The sequence below is a fragment of the Arthrobacter sp. UNCCL28 genome (assembly GCF_900102805.1).
Classification (GTDB): domain Bacteria; phylum Actinomycetota; class Actinomycetes; order Actinomycetales; family Micrococcaceae; genus Arthrobacter; species Arthrobacter nicotinovorans_A.
Map to the genome: position 1 here is coordinate 192180 of NZ_FMWE01000003.1, position 16993 is coordinate 209172.

General features: G+C 61.6%; 13 protein-coding genes. 8 read left to right on the top strand and 5 right to left on the bottom strand.

The annotated features are described in order from the left end of the window. The first annotated feature begins 89 nt into the window (after positions 1 to 89). The 7 genes from BLQ01_RS09500 (at position 90) to BLQ01_RS09530 (ending at position 10012) form a co-directional block, all read left to right on the top strand. The gene (locus tag BLQ01_RS09500; protein WP_091551388.1) at positions 90 to 1061 is read left to right on the top strand and encodes a PDR/VanB family oxidoreductase; all 972 of its coding nucleotides are present in this window, start codon (positions 90 to 92) and stop codon (positions 1059 to 1061) included. A 29-nt stretch (positions 1062 to 1090) separates the two neighbouring features. Next, positions 1091 to 2317: a cytochrome P450 gene (locus BLQ01_RS09505; protein WP_091551390.1), complete on the top strand. Its 1227-nt coding sequence runs from the start codon at positions 1091 to 1093 to the stop codon at positions 2315 to 2317. Between the two features lie 2 nt (positions 2318 to 2319). Further along, on the top strand, positions 2320 to 3660 hold the full coding sequence (locus BLQ01_RS09510; protein ID WP_091551392.1) for an MFS transporter: 1341 nt from the start codon (positions 2320 to 2322) through the stop codon (positions 3658 to 3660). 238 nt (positions 3661 to 3898) lie between these two features. Beyond that, positions 3899 to 5197 carry an MFS transporter gene (locus BLQ01_RS09515; RefSeq protein WP_091551393.1) on the top strand — a complete coding sequence of 433 codons (1299 nt, stop codon included), beginning with the start codon at positions 3899 to 3901 and terminating at the stop codon, positions 5195 to 5197. An 11-nt stretch (positions 5198 to 5208) separates the two neighbouring features. Continuing rightward, positions 5209 to 5883, top strand: coding sequence for a TetR/AcrR family transcriptional regulator (locus BLQ01_RS09520; RefSeq protein ID WP_091551395.1), 675 nt, complete (start codon positions 5209 to 5211; stop codon positions 5881 to 5883). Positions 5884 to 5942: 59 nt separating this feature from the next. After that, complete coding sequence (locus BLQ01_RS09525; protein ID WP_091551396.1) at positions 5943 to 8234, top strand: alpha-L-rhamnosidase; 2292 nt, start codon at positions 5943 to 5945, stop codon at positions 8232 to 8234. Further along, positions 8231 to 10012 carry a glycoside hydrolase family 3 protein gene (locus BLQ01_RS09530; RefSeq protein WP_091551398.1) on the top strand — a complete coding sequence of 594 codons (1782 nt, stop codon included), beginning with the start codon at positions 8231 to 8233 and terminating at the stop codon, positions 10010 to 10012. Before BLQ01_RS09525 ends, BLQ01_RS09530 begins: the two co-directional genes overlap by 4 nt. 546 nt (positions 10013 to 10558) lie before the next feature. On the opposite strand, the gene BLQ01_RS22105 is transcribed toward BLQ01_RS09530, so the two are convergent. Continuing rightward, positions 10559 to 10741: a hypothetical protein gene (locus tag BLQ01_RS22105; protein ID WP_139183471.1), complete on the bottom strand. Its 183-nt coding sequence runs from the start codon at positions 10739 to 10741 to the stop codon at positions 10559 to 10561. 161 nt (positions 10742 to 10902) lie between these two features. On the opposite strand from BLQ01_RS22105, the gene BLQ01_RS09535 reads away from it, so the two are divergent. Continuing rightward, on the top strand, positions 10903 to 13155 hold the full coding sequence (locus BLQ01_RS09535; protein WP_091551400.1) for a beta-glucosidase: 2253 nt from the start codon (positions 10903 to 10905) through the stop codon (positions 13153 to 13155). Positions 13156 to 13176: 21 nt separating this feature from the next. On the opposite strand, the gene BLQ01_RS09540 is transcribed toward BLQ01_RS09535, so the two are convergent. From BLQ01_RS09540 to BLQ01_RS09555, 4 genes are all read right to left on the bottom strand, one after another. Continuing rightward, positions 13177 to 14640, bottom strand: coding sequence for an MGDG synthase family glycosyltransferase (locus BLQ01_RS09540; RefSeq protein ID WP_091551401.1), 1464 nt, complete (start codon positions 14638 to 14640; stop codon positions 13177 to 13179). A 101-nt stretch (positions 14641 to 14741) separates the two neighbouring features. After that, a complete protein-coding gene (locus tag BLQ01_RS09545; RefSeq protein WP_091551403.1) occupies positions 14742 to 15632 on the bottom strand; it encodes a diacylglycerol/lipid kinase family protein in 891 nt (296 codons plus the stop codon). A gap of 210 nt (positions 15633 to 15842) precedes the next feature. Further along, the gene (locus BLQ01_RS09550; protein WP_091551404.1) at positions 15843 to 16283 is read right to left on the bottom strand and encodes a hypothetical protein; all 441 of its coding nucleotides are present in this window, start codon (positions 16281 to 16283) and stop codon (positions 15843 to 15845) included. A gap of 297 nt (positions 16284 to 16580) precedes the next feature. Continuing rightward, the gene (locus tag BLQ01_RS09555) at positions 16581 to 16985 is read right to left on the bottom strand and encodes a DUF1003 domain-containing protein (protein WP_091551406.1); all 405 of its coding nucleotides are present in this window, start codon (positions 16983 to 16985) and stop codon (positions 16581 to 16583) included. Positions 16986 to 16993 lie beyond the last annotated feature (8 nt).

The following is a 16993-nucleotide window of genomic DNA, read 5'->3' on the forward strand; positions in this document are numbered from 1 at the left end:
AAAGTGTTCTCAACCATTGAGAATTCCATGGTGGCGACGGACGGCTGAAAGCGAGTCTTTACGGAGAACAACGCGAGCAAAGGAGCTGAATGTTCACCGAAGAGAATTCCGATTCATACGCCTTGCAGACGAGGTTGGTAGTCACTGCGAAGAAGCACGTTGCAGATGGAGTAGTGTCCCTGAACCTGGCTCACCCGGCAGGGCGCAGATTGCCCGACTGGACGCCCGGATCGCACATAGACCTGGTACTGCCTTCCGGCATCAACCGCCAGTACTCCCTTTGCGGAGACCGATGGGATGCCCACACCTACCGCATTGCTGTCCTCCATGAGAGGGACGGACGCGGCGGATCGGACTTCATCCATCATGAACTTAGGGAGGGCATGACACTCGCCCTTGGCGGGCCCCGTAACAACTTCCGCCTCGTGCCGTCCGAAAAGTACGTCTTCATCGCCGGAGGCATCGGAATCACACCCCTGTTGCCCATGATCCAGCAGGCTCACATGATGGGGGTGGACTGGAAGCTGCTGTACTTTGGACGGTCACGGCGCACTATGGCATTCCTGGACGAGCTCGCGGCCTATGGTGATCGCGTCATGATCATGCCCAAGGACCAAGCAGGACCCTGTAGCGTATCGGATCTCATCGGGGGATCCGAAGCCGACACCAAGGTGTACGTCTGCGGGCCGCAGAGGCTCCTTGCCGCCGTCGAACGCCACTGCGCTGACTGGCAGCCCGGCCTCCTGCGCCTTGAACACTTCGCCGCGAAGCCGCACGGCGCCCCCATCAGAGACGCTTCTTTCGACGTCGAGCTGGCCCGCGCAGGGGTCACCGTCACCGTTCAACCGGAGGTAAGCGTCCTTGAAGCGATCCAGAGAGCCGGCGTGCGGATGTTGACCTCGTGCAGGGAAGGCACGTGCGGAACCTGCGAAGTCACAGTCCTTGACGGCCAACCAGACCACCGCGACTCCATTCTTGGCGACGCGGATCGGGCCGCGGGAAACTGCATGTTTCCTTGCGTCTCACGCTCCTGCGGGGACCGCCTCGTTCTTGACGTTTAGCCCCGGCACATCTCACGAAGGACCCACCCATGACAACCATCATCAGCGACCCCAAAACCCCCTGCACGGACGTCGATCCGTTCAGCCGGGATGTGTTGGAAAATCCACTCCCGTTCCAGTCAGATCTCCGGGCTGCCGGCCCTGTGGTCTATCTCAACAAATACGACGTCTACGCCATGGGCCGGTACGGGGAAGTGCAGGCCGCGCTGACCGACTGGCAAACATTCCAGTCCGCAGCCGGTGTGGGCCTCAGTAACTTCAGGAAGGAAATGCCATGGCGACCACCGAGCCTTCTTCTCGAAGCTGACCCGCCCCACCATGACGCGCCACGTGCCGTGCTGACCAAGATTCTAGGGCCCCGGGAGATCCGCAAACTGGCGGAATCCTGGACAGCCGATGCGGAAGAGCTGGTGGACCAGGTCCTGTCCCGTGGCCCGGAGTTCGACGCCGTCGCGGACTTGGCTGCGGCTTTCCCGCTTCGTGTCTTTCCCGATGCTGTGGGCATCCCCCAGACCGGACGAGAGAACCTGCTGCCGTACGGGGACCACGTATTCAATGCCTTTGGCCCGCCCAACGAGCTCGTGGCCAAGGGAACACCGAGGGTGCCCGAGCTGTCCGCTTCGATCGCCTCGCAGTGTGCTCGGGAGGTGCTGACCACGGACGGACTCGGTGCCCAAATCTGGGCCGCGGCCGATCGTGGGGACATCACCGAGGCGCAGGCTCCGTTGATTGTCCGGTCGCTGCTCACCGCCGGCGTGGACACCACTGTTAATGGCCTGGCCGCTGTTCTTTACGCGTTTGCCACGAACCCTGACCAATGGTCCCGGCTTCGCGAAAACTCCGCGCTGTCACGTACGGCCTTTGACGAAGCAGTCCGCTTCGAGTCACCGGTCCAGACCTTCTTCCGGACCACCACGCGGGATATCGAGGTGGGCGGGACGCTCATCCCCGAGGGCAGGAAGATTCTCATGTTTTTGGGATCAGCCAACCGGGATCCTCGGCGCTGGGACAATCCGGACACCTTCGACCTGAACCGGGATCCCTCCGGACACGTGGGGTTCGGTTTTGGGATCCACCAGTGCGTCGGCCAACACATTGCCAGGCTCGAAGCGTCCACCCTCCTCGAAGTGCTCGCTCGAAGGATCGAAACCATCGAAATCTCCGGCCCCACACGCAGGCACCACAACAACACGCTGCGGGCGTGGCAATCCTTGCCCGTGCGCGTGAAGACCAGTCCCACCTTTACAAGGAAGTAAACATGGACATTCTCAAAGACCTTCGCTCATCCCCAATGAGCAGGCTGCAAGTCCGGGCAGTTGCGGTAGCAATCGCCCTGATGCTCATCGACGGCATGGATGTTGCGGTGGCCGCTTACGCTGCGCCGGCGCTGTCCAAAGCGTGGAGCCTGGACCCCGTCACGCTTGGTTTCCTGCTCAGCTCCGGTCTGGTGGGTATGGCAGCCGGCTCACTGATTCTCACACCGTTTTCTGACAAGATCGGCCGACGCCGAATGATGCTGGTGGCACTGATCCTCGTGAGCACGGGCATGGTCCTCTCAGTCTTCGCCGGCGACGTCATCCAACTCATGGCCTACCGGGTGCTGGCCGGCCTGGGCATCGGCGGCATGATCGCCAACTTGAACGTGTTCGTCTCGGAGTACTCGTCGGATAAACGCCGCGGAAGTATTTTCGGGTTGTTCACTTCAGGGTTCGCCATCGGCGCGACTCTCGGCGGTTTCATTGCGGGCCCGCTGATTCCACACTTTGGCTGGCGCTCTGTGTTCGCCGTCGGGGCCGCAGCCAGCATCATCATGCTTGCGGTGACCTGGCGTTTCCTCCCCGAATCGCTGGAGTATTTAGTCGGCAAGCGCCCGCCCAACGCGCTGGCACGGATAAATGCCCTTCTCCTGCAAATGCGCAGGACGCCGCTGGACGCGCTCCCTGACCTGCCTGAGGAACAGTCGGCACAGCGCGGAATCAGAGACCTGTTTGCCGGGCGAATGGCCATCCAATCGCTCCTGCTATGGACAGGTTACGGCCTGATGATCGCGGCCTACTATTTCGCCAGCACGTGGACGCCCAAGCTTATTGCAACATCATCGGGCGACGACAGCCTGGGCGTGACCATGGGGCTGGTGGTCAACTTCGGTGGCATTATCGGATGCTTCATCTTCAGCATCCTGGCTGTCTTCCTCCGCAGTCGGCACCTGCTGCTGGGATCTCTGTTGGTCTCCGCCCTGATCTACGTACTTTTCGGGATGACGTTCAACCAAACATCACTGGCCATCGTCATCGGTGCAGTTCTCGGCGTGGTCACCTCTGCCAACGTTGCCGGGTTCTACGCCACTACGCCCACCCTGTTCCCGGCCGCTCTGCGCGGAGCGGGCATCGGTTGGATGGTGGGCATCGGACGACTCGTCTCGATCGTTTCACCCATCCTTGTGGGCTATCTGCTGGCCGGCGGGTGGAAGGCCGAAAATGTCTTCATCCTCTTCGGCATTCCCTTGGTGCTGTCGACCCTGGCGATGGCGTCCATCTGGTCACTCACCTCCCGTAAGCCGGTAGGGGAGCGGGATAGTGAGACGGTGAGTGTGGGCTAAGCAGCCCGAACGAGTTCGACGTCGGCACTTACCTCAGTACCGACGTCGAACGCTGCGGGGATGGAGGCCACACCTAAGGCCGAAGGCTTTCGCATAGACCGCGCTGAATTTGCGGACTACAGCTAAATACCCTCTTGTGGGTAGGTTTTTAACTTGCTAGGCTTCTTTGAAAGCAGGATCGAAACGATTCAAAAGTGTCCTGCTCCCCACAACACTTTGTGATTCAAAGGAGAGTCCCATGAATACCCTTGACCAACGGGCCGCAACCCGCCACGGGTGGCGGGTTGCGTTTGCCTCAGGCCTTGCCTCCTACGTTGACGCCGGAGCCATCGCAGGCACAGGCACCGCTCTGGTGATCCTTCAAGGTCCTCTAGGTTTGACGCCCGGCCAGATCGGACAGCTATCAGCGCTCCTGACCGTCATGATCGCCGGCGGTGCCCTGATAGGTGGGCGTCTGGGTGACAGGTTGGGTCGTCGTCGTGTTTTCCTCGCCACGTTGAGCATTTTCATCGTGGCCGCGCTGGCTCTCATGCTTTTCCCGAGCGTTGCAGTCCTCTATGTCGGTTTGGCCGTGCTCGGGTTCGCGGCCGGTGCGGATCTCCCTGTTTCGATGGCCATGATTGCCGAATCGGCGCCGGAGGATAAGCGCGGAAAGATGGTGACCTTCACCCATGTGCTCTGGATGGCGGGCATTCTGGGCGTCATTATCATCAGCATCTTCTTCGGTAACGCAGGGGTTCTCGGTGCTCAAATCATCTATGGCCATTTGGCGGTGGTTGCATTGCTCGCGGTCGCGCTGCGGTGGGGGATCAAGGAATCGCCCCTCTGGATCGAAGCACACAATCGTCCTGGAGCTATTGACGCAGTCGATGAGGAGCGCGTGGATCTGCGATCCTTGCGTGCGCTCTTCGCACCCAAGCTCCTGGCACCTCTGGCAGCCACTGGCCTCTTCTACGCCCTGGTCAATATCGCGGCCAACACCAACGGCCAGTTCTCCACTTACCTCTTCGTAAATGTAGCCGGCACCGATGTTGCCACGGCCTCGATGTTGGGCCTTGGCATTCTCCTGCTCAGCGTGGGAGGCCTGTTCGTCATGATGAAAATCGTGGATACCTCAAAGCGTCACCGTTCGTTTATCATCGCGGCCATCCTCGCCCTTGCGGGGTTGGCAGTGCCGCTGGTCTTCGGAGTCACCGCCGTGACACTGGTGATTATGGGCGTGCTGGGTGCTCTGGGCGGTGCCATCGCCGGCGAACCGATGTACAAGATCTGGTCACAGGAGCTGTTCCCCACCAGCCACCGAAGCACGGCGCAAGGCATCACCATCGCCTTCGCCCGCCTCGTTGCGGCCGCGGCTGCCTTGGTGACCCCGCTGATCATCTCCGCAGGCCCTGCGCTGCTCTTTGTCTTCTTGATCATCACCTCCGGCGCGGCGTATCTGATCGGTATCTTCTGGATCTTCCGGATGCGCACCTTCCTTAAGGGTGACGACGGCGTGACGGTCACCCAGGACGCACGGCAGAACGTGGCAGGCTAGGGGGCTAAGTTATGACGATGCACACCGAGGTAAGCCAGAAGTCCACTGAGCGCCCCAAGCGCGTTCGCCGGACTGGTCCGTACAAGGCAGCCGATGCGCGGCGCCAGGCCATCCTTGAATCGGCTATTGAGCACTTTGCCCAGTGGGGATACTTCAACTCTTCCATGCCAAGGATCGCTGCCGATGTGGGGCTGACCAAGGCCGGTCTCATGCACCATTTCAGCAGCAAGGAAGAACTCCTCTCAGCAGTTCTTGAACTGCGTGACCAGCGGGCATTCAGCGCCTTCTACGCGGAAGACTTCGACAATGATCCGGTCAGGTACTTCGGACAAGTGGCTGCCCAAACGGCATTCAACGAAAGCCAGCCGGGACTGACTCAAATGTTCAGCGTGCTGGCAGCTGAATCGTCCAACGAGGAACATCCCGCACACGATTACTTCCAGCGGCGATACAAAAGCATCGTCGACGCAAGTTCCGGTTTTATGGCGCCGATGATCACTGCTGGAACCCTTCGAGAAGGCACCGATGTGCGTCAGGTCGCCGCTGAAATCCTGGCAGTCGTGGATGGATTCACCATCCAGTGGGCCTTGGATAAAGCGAACACCTCGTTGCACAGCACTGTCTTTAACTACCTTGACCGGCTTTCGCGGTCAGTCACCACTGACGGCCGCGGGCTCGGGGACTGACGTCGTCGCCCGCCCGTCCTGCCGGCCACCTACTCCTCACGCATTAGAGAAAGAAGCTCATGACAGCACTACTCCCGTGGTCCGCGACGATGATTGCGCCCAACGAGGACTTCAATGGAGCACCGCTGCTGCGGAAAGAATTCCCCTTGGCAGACGGCCACGGCTTACCGGTCAAGGCGATCCTTCGCGCGACGTCCTTCGGCGTTTTCGAGGCCTCCATCAACGGCCGTCGGGTGGGCGAAGATGTCCTGAGCCCCGGCTGGAGTGCCTACGAGTGGCGGCTCCGTTACCGCAGCTACGACGTCACCCATCTGCTGGAACCCGACAATGTTATCGGCGCCGCCCTTGGCAATGGCTGGTACCGGGGCAACTTGTCCTGGAACGGCAACTCAGCATTTTACGGATCGGAATTGGGCTTCTTCGGCCAGCTGGTCATCGAGTACGCCGATGGCTTCATCCAGACCATCAGCACTGATACGTCCTGGCAGTCCGGCCCCTCGGCCACCCTCGCCAACGACCTCTATAACGGGCAAACCATTGACGCCAGGCTCGCCACTGACGCCTGGACCAAGTCCGGTTTTGATGCGAAGTCCTGGGGTGGGGTCCATGCTCTGGAGTTTGAAACCGCTCGCCTTGCAGAGCCGATCAGCCCGCCAGTGGTCCGCAATGAAGTCCTTAAGCCCGTGGATATTTTCACTTCCCCCAGCGGCAAGACACTCGTGGACTTTGGACAGAACTTGGTTGGATGGCTCCGGTTTACGGTGCAGGGCGCCCGCGGTGACATTGTTTCCGTGCGCCACGCCGAAGTGCTCGAGGACGGTGAACTTGGCGTCCGTCCACTACGGACGGCGCAGGCCACGGACAGCCTCATTCTTTCCGGTGGGCAGGACTTCTTTGAGCCGACGTTCACCTTCCACGGCTTTCGCTATGCCGAGGTGAGTGGCTGGCCAGGTGAGTTGACAGTGGATGCTGTGGAGGCCGTCGTCGTGCATTCCGCGTTGGAGCGGACCGGCACGTTCGAATGCTCCAATCCACTGGTGAACCAGCTGCACCGGAATATCGTTTGGGGCTTGAAGGGCAACTTCCTGGACCTGCCCACGGATTGCCCGCAACGCAACGAGCGGCTCGGCTGGACTGGAGACATCGCAGTGTTCACGCCAACGGCGGCCTACCTGTACGACGTCAAGGACTTCCTGCAGGACTGGCTCCGGGACCTCGCAGCCGAGCAGAAAGCTGCCGACGGGATGGTCCCGTTCACCGTGCCGGACATCCTCAAATATGAGGAACACCCCAAAGAATTCCCGGCACCCGAATCCACGGCCCTATGGAGTGAAGCCGCCGTATGGGTTCCCTGGGCACTATGGGAAGCCTATGGAGACAAGGAAGTGCTTCGCCGACAGTACGAATCCATGACGGCCCACACCCGGCGAGTGGAGGGCTTGCTCTCCGACAACGGTTTGTGGGACCAAGGTTTCCAGTTCGGCGATTGGCTGGATCCCGACGCCGCACCCGATCAGCCGTGGAATTCCAAAGCGGATAACGGCGTCGTAGCCACCGCCTGCCTCTACCGCACCGCCCGGGTCACGTCGGAGACAGCGTCGATCCTGGGCCACACTGAGGACGCGAAGCACTTCAGTGACCTAGCGGACCGGGTTCGCGCCGCCTTCAACACCCATTACGTTGGCCCGGACGGCACCATCCTCAGCGACTGCACTACCGTTTACGCCCTGGCCCTTGCCTTTGAAGTACTCGACGGCGGTGATGACCGAACGTTCGCAGGGAACCGCCTCTCTGAACTCGTCTCCCGCAATGGATACCGGGTGTCCACCGGTTTCGCTGGAACTCCCTTCATCACGTGGGCGCTCTCCGAATCGGGACACCTTGAGGACGCGTATCGCCTCCTGCTGGAGGAGCAATGCCCGTCCTGGCTCTACCCGGTAACCATGGGGGCAACCACTGTCTGGGAACGCTGGGACTCAATGCTGCCCGACGGAACAATCAACCAAGGCGAGATGACCAGCTTCAATCACTATGCGCTGGGCGCCGTAGCGGATTGGCTGCACCAGGTGGTGGGCGGCATCAGGCCACTTGAGCCCGGCTATGCCAAGGTTCTCTATGCACCCAGGCCCGGGCACGGAATCGACTGGGCCAAGACCAGCTTGGTGACGCCGCACGGAACCGTGGCCGGCGAGTGGCAGTTCCAAGACGGGGGAGAGTACGAATTCACGCTTACCGTTCCGGCTGGGGCGACGGCTGAAATTGATGTACCCACGTTGCCCCGGCAGGAAGTAGGGGCAGGCAGGCATTCGTTCCGCACTGCCGGACTCGTTCTGGCAGGAGAAGGCAAATGAGAGCGACAGCCACGCAAGCCCCCTACCTGGATGCATCCCTCCCGGTGAACCAGCGGGTGGAAGACCTCCTCGGACGCATGACCCTGGAAGAAAAGGCCGGGCAAATGTTCCACGCCATCACTTTCGGTGGGGCGGACGTAGACTCCGGAACCCAGGGTTTGATTGGCGAGGGCTTCATGAGCCACTTCAACGTCCACCAACTGCCGGATGCGCGGACGGCGGCCCGCTGGCATAACGCCATTCAGGAGCTGGCATCCCGGACGAGACTGGGCATTCCCATCACAGTCTCGACGGATCCCCGGCATGCCTTCGCTGAGAACCAGGGCGCGTCCTTCGCGGCCGGCTTTTTCTCCGCATGGCCTGAGCCCATTGGCATGGCCGCACTCCGGGATCCCGAAACGGTTCGGCGTTTCGCTGACACGGCACGCCAGGAGTACCTCGCCGTTGGACTGCGCGCAGCCTTGCACCCCACCGTGGACCTCGCCACCGAACCGCGGTGGGCACGGCAGTACAGCGGCTTCGGACAGGATCCCGAGCTCACAGGGCAGCTCGCCGCGGCCTACCTCGAGGGATTCCAGGGCGGTTCTGTAGGCAATCAGAGTGTTGCGTGCATGACAAAGCATTTCCCTGGAGGCGGGCCCCAAAAAGACGGGGAAGACCCGCACTTCCCGTATGGGCGTGAACAGGTCTATCCGGGTGGCAGGTTCGAGGACCACCTCCTGCCCTTCCGCGATGCCATCAGTGCCGGAACCAGCGCCATCATGCCCTATTACGGAATGCCAGTGGGGCTCGAGCGCCACGGCGAGCCAATCGAGGAAGTAGGCTTCGGGTTTAACCGCCAAATGGTCACCGGACTGCTGCGCGAGGAGCTCGGCTACGACGGTGTGGTGTGTACGGACTGGGGGCTCCTTCACGATTCAGAAGTGTTCGGCATGAACTTGCCCGCCAGGGCCTGGGGTGTTGAGGACCTCTCCGTGGAGGACCGCATGGTCAAGGCCATTGAGGCCGGTTGCGACCAGTTCGGGGGAGAAGCCTGCCCCGAAATCCTCGTGGCCCTGGCGAAGTCAGGCCGCATCCAGATCCAGCGCATCGACGAATCAGTGCGACGGTTGCTGAAGGTCAAGTTCGAACTGGGGCTCTTCGATAACCGCTACGTGGATGAGGAAGCGGCGGTGGCCATTGTGGGCAACGCCGTGTTCCGGGAGGAGGGCCTCAAAGCACAAAGCCGCTCCATGGTGGCCCTCAAAAGTGCAACGGGAATCCTGCCTCTGAGCTCCTCGACGCGGGTCTACGTGGAAGGGATGTCCCTTGACGCCCTCGCTGATTGTGCTCTCATCGCATCGACTCCGGACGACGCCGACGTCGCGATTGTCCGTCTCGATGCCCCTTACGAACTACGCAATGACCTGTTCCTTGAGGCGATGTTCCATGCCGGGAGTCTTGAGTTCGATGCCGCCACAGCAGCTCACATTGAAGGGATCGCCGCGAAAGTACCTGTGGTTCTCGTGGTCAACCTGGACCGCCCGGCGATCCTTACGCCGTTGGAGCCGCACTGTTCGGCAATCTTGGCCACGTTCGGAGTCTCCGATCAAGCCCTCGTGCGGGTGCTGATTGGCGAAGTAAACCCCGAAGGCCGGCTTCCCTTTGAATTGCCCCGATCAACTCAAGCTGTCCTTGAGGCCCACAGCGATGAGCCCGGTGGTACCCGGGATCCTTTGTACGCCTACGGTTTCGGTCTGGGCGGACTGGTTGTTCCTGTATGCGAGATAGACGCTTGATCTCGGCGATCGGAAGTCCGGGCAGCTAGTTCCAGGCCCCGAGTGTAATCGGCAGATGTCCAACGCTCTGTCGTTGGGCCGGGCCGACGGTGTTGTCAGGATGCTCGGTGTCGTCTCCAATTTGAAGGTGTTCGATGTGAGCGTGCAGGGGATGATTCGTGTCCTTGTTATCGTTGGTCGGTCGCTCAAAAAGGAAGTGTGGACAATGTTCACACGTTCCAGCTCGGACTGTCTCGTAGACCTTTCGAATTGGCCCGGGTACCGCATGTTGCCGCCACTTCCCAGCAATAACAAGGCCTGGAATCCCGTTCGCGTCCCACCTCGGGCACGGCATACCCCCTCGTCAGAGGGGGTTTTTGCTTTAACGTGTGTACATTCTGGGTGGTCAGGTCCCCCTGAGATGGGCCGCGGGGTGTGCCAGGCGCCGCGGTTCGCCTGTTCAGTTGTGGGGGAGCGGGTTCAGGGTCTTGGCCGGTAGGCCCTCCGCTTGCTCTGAACTGTGGTTATGCACTCCTCTCATGGTTCGTCCGGTAGGTCCTGGTTGGCCTACATTTCTTCATGGGTCGGGCGACTGAGCGCGACATGACCTTCGACATCCTGCGTCAAGAATTCGAGCTTGCGCTCTTTCAGGAACTGTAGGGATTTGGCTTGTCGATGCTTTGTCAGGCCAAAGAGTGTGTGGACATTGTCCACACTTAAATCTCCTTTATTGTTACGGCCTGTGGGCATTCGCTCTCCTCTGTGGATCTTTACCTACTCATGCAGATGAGCGTCCATGGCAACATGACGCCGATAAGCAAGCAGCCGGCGCACAGGGTGCGTGGGCAGAGGGTGCGTGGGCACAGGGTGCGCGGCGGGCGCAGGCACTCAAAGGGTGCAGACTTTAGTACATGAAGATGACAGCGGGACGACGGGCAGCGCCAACGCAAGAGCTGGCATTTTCGACGGCGACGGCGCGGCGCAGCGCGTACGACGACGCGGTCCGGGCAGTCCGGGCGGGCGAGATCACCGCGGATGAGGCGGCGAACCAGCTGATCACCATGATGACGGACGGGGAGATGCTCGGGCTGCTCGACGGCGATTCGCCGAGGTTGGTGCTCCCGTTCATCCCGATACTCCTCCACAGGGTGCCGTTCGTGGCGGGGGCGGTCCCGCGGCTCGGTATACCGGGCATTCGATTCAGTGACGGTGGCCGTGGCGTGGTGATCGGCGCCTCAACGGCTTTCCCGGTGACGATGGCGAGGGCAGCGACCTGGGATCCATCGCTGGAAGAACGCGTCGGTGTCGCGATCGGCCTGGAAACCAGGGCGAGGGGAGCGAACTACTCAGCCTCGATCTGCGTGAACCTGCTTCGCCACCCGGCGTGGGGCCGGGCCCAGGAGTGCTACGGGGAGGAACCGGTGCTCACTGCCTGGATGGGATCGGCGCTTACCCGAGGTGTGCGGGTGAACACGATGGCGTGCGTCAAACACTTCGCGCTGAACTCGATGGAGAACGAGCGCTTTGAGGTGGACGTGGCGGTGGACGAACACTCCTTGCACGAGGTGTATCTACCGCACTTCAAAGCGGTCGTTGATGCCGGTGCGGACTCCGTGATGAGTTCTTATAACCGTGTGCGGGGCCAGTACATGGACGTCAACCGCGCCCTGCTCACCGACGTATTGAGGCACGAATGGGGCTTCACTGGATTCGTGACGAGCGACTGGGTCTTCGGCACGCACGATGCGGTGGTCAGCCTCGAGGCAGGAATGGACGTGGAAATGCCGCTCAGGCTGCTTCGCGCCCGCGCGCTGCCAGTCGCGCTGCGCAACGGTGGCTTGGCTCGCGCCACAGTGATGCAGTCCGCACGCCGCATTCTGCGCACGTTCGTGCAGCACGCGGCGATCCGGGAATCGGTGATCCCTTCGCGCGCCGTCATCGCCTCTCCGGCACATCGGGCGCTTGCCCGCGAGGTGGCCACAGAGTCGATCGTCCTGCTGAAGAACGAGGCCGTCGGTGCGGCGCCGCTGCTGCCGTTGGCTCCTGCTACCCGGCATCTCGCCGTGATCGGACGACTCGCGGCACAAGCAAACCTCGGCGATCATGGCTCCTCCCGCGTCAGGCCCCCCTCCACTGTCTCGCCGCTTCAGGGCCTGCGGGAGGCGCTTCCCGGAGTGCGGATCACTTCTGAAACCGGCAAGAATGAGCGGCGGGCGGCAGCGCTGGCGGCCGCGGCGGAGACGGCGATCGTCGTTGTAGGACTGGACCAACACGATGAGGGCGAATCCGTCGTCACCGGAGGTGTTGACGTGGGTGTGATCGGTCGGGAGTTCGGCTCGGGGCCTCTCCGTCGTGCGCTCATCGGACTCGCACACCTGGCCTCCCGCTTCGTCCGGGGCGGCGACCGCAGCTCGCTCAACCTCCGCCCCTCTGACGAGCGGCTTATCAAGGTGGTGGCCGCCGCGAACCCGCGGACCGTCGTCGTGCTTGTCAGCGGCAGCGCGATCCTCACCGAAACATGGCGGGACCGCGTGCCAGCGCTCCTCCTCGCCTGGTACGGCGGGATGGAAGGCGGCCGAGCACTGGCCAGTGTGCTGACCGGCAATGAGGAGCCCGGAGGACGTCTGCCCTTTGTACTGCCCACGGACGCCGCGCACCTACCGTTTTTCGACTCCGCGGCAAAGGCCGTTGTCTATGATGACCAGTGGGGTCAGCGCCTGCTCGACTGCGAGGGGCACAGGCCAGCGTTCCCGTTTGGATTCGGCCTGGGATATACCACCATTGAGCACCGACTCATTGGCCACACGTTTGACAACTCAGGCGGCCATGCGGACGTGCACGTAACAAACAGAGGTGACCGAAAGGGATCCACCGTCGTTCAAATTTACGCCGCAAATTTTTCCCTCGGAAGACCCGTGGCTCAGCTCCTGGGCTTCCGGAAGGTGACCCTGCAGCCCGGTGCGGAAACCACTGTGCGGGTCGTTTTGGATGCGGGGCCCACCTTGCAGCGCGATCCGACCACACGGCGCTGGTCTCCCCGTTCGGGGGAGTGGGCTCTGCAAGCGTGCCAACACAGCCCAGCCAGCTGGGAGAATGCCGTCCGCTTGCGGCGCAGGGAGGTTTTGATTGACCTGGAAGATGCTTCAGACGGCAAGCTGGCCTGAAGGAGTCAGGGGTTCGGCCATCTATCCGGGAAGATCGCGGAACGGCGCGAGCGGACCTTCCGCACGGACTGGCAGTTCGTCGTCGCCCCGCAGCATTGCGCGGAGCAGTCGACGTTCCTCCCAATGGAGAAGCAGCGACGCTCGGCCAGGGCGCAGGACCAAGTCTCCCTCCGGCGTCGTGTACCGCTTTTGCAGGTCTGCCAGTTCCTCCTCTTGCAGGAGCGCAACCGTGCTTCCGGAGGCTTGGTCGACCAAGCGGGCCAAGGAGGACGGCCCCGTGAGATCGGTCGCGACGAAGCGCTTCTCGCTGGCGGCAAGAATAGTCCTTTGCGCTGCCCGCGTTACCACCAGCGGACGGGACGGCCCGCCCAGCAGCTCGCTCAGTACGTTGGCCGCGGCATCGGGGCGACCTGTTCTCAGCGCCGCCGCCTGCATCATCTGCAAACGGCCGGGCTCGCGCAACACCTCATCAATCTTCCAGCCGATCGTTGCAGCTGCGTTGCAGCGGACGGCCGCCCCCTGCTCCATGAGGTAATCACCGTTGCGAACCTCCTGACCCGGGATCGGGTTCACGAGCACCATGGGGAGCCCCGCGGTCATGCACTCCGACGCCGACAGCCCGCCTGGCTTACCCACGAACAAATCTGCCCGCTGCAGTAGCTCCGGCATTTCGGTCGTGAATCCGAGCACGGTGTAGCGGTCACCAGCCGGCACGACGAGCGTCTCGATGCGCTGACGCAGCGCATCATTGTGTCCGCAGACGACCGTGGCCGTGAACGCCGAGCGCATATGCATCGTCTGCCGCACCACCGAGAGTGCGTAGTCGCCACCTGTAGCGCCAGCCGAGATGAGCAGCATGGGTGGCTTGTTGGCATCGCGTTCGGGCGCTGGACTGAGTTGTCTGTTAATCGGGATTCCAGTGGCAGCTACACGGTCGGGGGGAAGACCGAGCGCCATCAGTTCCACTTTGCCCTCCTCCCTGGCCACAAAGATCTTGTGGAAGGCGCCCGTGAGCGACAAGCCTTGAAAGTCGTAGTCGGTTGTCACCACAGCTGTTTTCGCATCTACCACGCCACGAAGAAGCAGTGAGGCCAACAGCTGTGCGGGGAGGAAGTGTGTGCACACAATTGCGGTGGGCCGGAATCGCTTAATGGCACTGACAACTGGACCGGCGTTCACCCGCGTCCAGGGATCTATGGGCCCACGGCGCCGGAATGGCGGGTTGCTGATGTCGTAGCCCCACTCGACCAGCCACGGCAAGTCTTCCACGAGGACGAAGTAACCCTTACCCAGGAGAGCGCGGTAGAGAACGCTGCTCACTTGCAGCACGTCCAGCACCTGCACCTCGGCGATGTCATCGCGTGCGTCACATGCCTGCTGCACCGCCGCCGCAGCGCTGTTGTGTCCTGATCCCACGCCTGCGGACAGGATTAGTACGCGCTCTCCGCTGGCGGTGGCCTTGGTTCGTGCCGACGTTGTGCGCATGAGGAGAGGCTAGCAGGCTGTATCCCCGTGGACCCGCGACGGAGGAGCCATGGACCTGGCCAGCGGGAAGCTGATCAAGGTGCCTTCCGAACGTGGCCGCCTCAGATGATGGTGAGGGCATGTTTGGCGCTTTCCACCAAGACCTGGGTGTTTGCCGGAATGTGAACTACTTTCCCATCAATCTGACAGGGAATGGCGTTCCGCGATATGAAGGAATAACTGTTGACGCTGGGCTGACGTCCGAGGCCCAAAGTCACCGCGCGCAGCGTCATCAAGGCCATCCGCCAGCGCCCGGTGTGCGGTAATGTCACAACTTCGAATTGACCGTCGTTGGGATTGTTGTTCTCGCTTACTGTTCCGTACTTCGCCATTCGGGAGATGTTAGCCAGGACAAAACTGTCGAACTCGGCAGTTGCGCCGTCCGACCGCTCAAGCTCAAACGGCTCCAGACTGGACAGTGTTCTGGTCACCGAGAGTAGTTCAAGTATTTTGCCTTTGCCGCCCTTCTCAATTCCGATTGCCATCAATGGGGTTAGCCCGAAACCTATATAGGAGTGGGCGTACTGGATTCGATCCGCGCTTTCTCCACCCAGGGTGATGCGGAGCAGATCCATAGGGCGGACCGAACCATTGCGGACAGCTTCCCTCAGCTGCCGTACCGGCATGCTCCTGAAGTGGTCGTTGGCGTTGCCGGCGGGAAGAACGGTCCACACTGCGCGCGTAGATGGAACGTCCATGACGCCGTTGACGACCTCGTTGTATCCGCCGTCGCCACTGACGGAAATGATGAGCGGAGATCCCTTACTGGCCGCTGAGCGGGCAAGCTCGCGGGCGTGCCCCGCGAAAGCGGTTGGCTGTGCCTGGACTTTCATGTCGGGCAGCGCGGCTAGCAGTTCCTGTTCAATAGCGTCGATCTGCGCTCCCATTCCGGGTTTGTCCGGATTGAAGATCAGGACCACCCGATCAAAGTGTGGTGCTGACGCGTCTGTCACTACTCACCTCATATCCTCCCCGTCGTCCCGTGCGGCCACTCACCGCCAGTCCGTGTGAATCACTTCCAGGCTAGTCTTGGCACCGGTACGGCACATGAGGTTTCTGGAGCCGGACAAGGCACGGAGTGTGGACAACGCCACACTCCTTCCACAGAACGTCCGCTGCAAATCTCGACGACGACATCGCCGCCATGGCCTCCGGTAGGTGTCTCAGTCGAAGTGGATTTCGGCTGCGGCTTGGCGGAGGGCTTCCTGACGTCGTTCTTCGATTAGTCCGAGAGCATCCAGTTCTTCCGCACGGTCGGAGCGTTCCTGCAGCGCCTGCGCAGAAACCTCACTCAGGATCGGACCAACGAGGTGGGCCAAACCGGTCTTGAGTTCGGCGAGGTTGGTGTTGCTGATCAGGAGGCGGCGGTCCGAGACGCGGATGCCAACGTCACCGTAGCCGGCTTCGGCGAGTCGGTGGCTGGTGTCGGGTCCGTGCATCAGGTCGATCTCCCGCGGCTGGGGTCGGCGGGAGAAGACGGCCGGGACGGTATAGCGCGAGGGGCCCTGGGATGTGCCCAGGTCATGGGGCAATGCGGAGGCGAGGACGCCGCTGAGCGTCAGTGCTGCTTCGGAGCGTACCGGGAGTTCGTGGATGGTGGTCATGGCAGTCTGCCAACGTTCTTTGAGGATGCACTGTCGGACCCGCGGGAACGTGGAACGGCTGTGGCTGGTTCAGGGACCCGGGTCCGGGTCAACCGAATGGAAGGCGCTGGCTGGTGGCCGTTCCGCCTGCGCAGTTCGGTCATGGCCGCCCTCGTTGTCCCAATTCTCAGCCGCTTCAGCATCGGTTTGACCCGATGGACTCCCAAGAAGTTTGGAAGGGGCAGACGAGATGGGCTCATTCTTCGGGGAACCGGATGTCCAGTCACGACGTCCCGACATACTCCGAGTCTACGCTTCTTAGGAAGTGCTGATCTTTTTCAGTTCTTGCAGTATTGCGAGTTGCTCCCGGTTGATGGTGATCAGGAGTTCGATTTCTTCTTTTGCCTTTGTATTGGTGTCGTAGTCGTGCTGCGCCATTACGGCGGCAATGGCGTCTTGCCGTTTGGCGGCGATGAGGAGGATGGCTCCTTGCAGGCCGGCGAGCATGGAGAGCAGGAGGTTCAGCAGGATGTAGGGGTAGGGGTCCCAGGCGTTGGCCAGGAGCGCCCAGGTGTTGATGGCGGCCCAGATCATCATGAAGAGGATGAAGCTGCCTACGAAGGGCCAGCTTCCCATTCCGTTCCGCATGATGTCTGCGGCCCGTTGGCCTTTGGTAAGGGAGGCTTTGTGTCGGTCGTGCCAGGTCTCTGGGCGGTCGGTCATGCCTCACA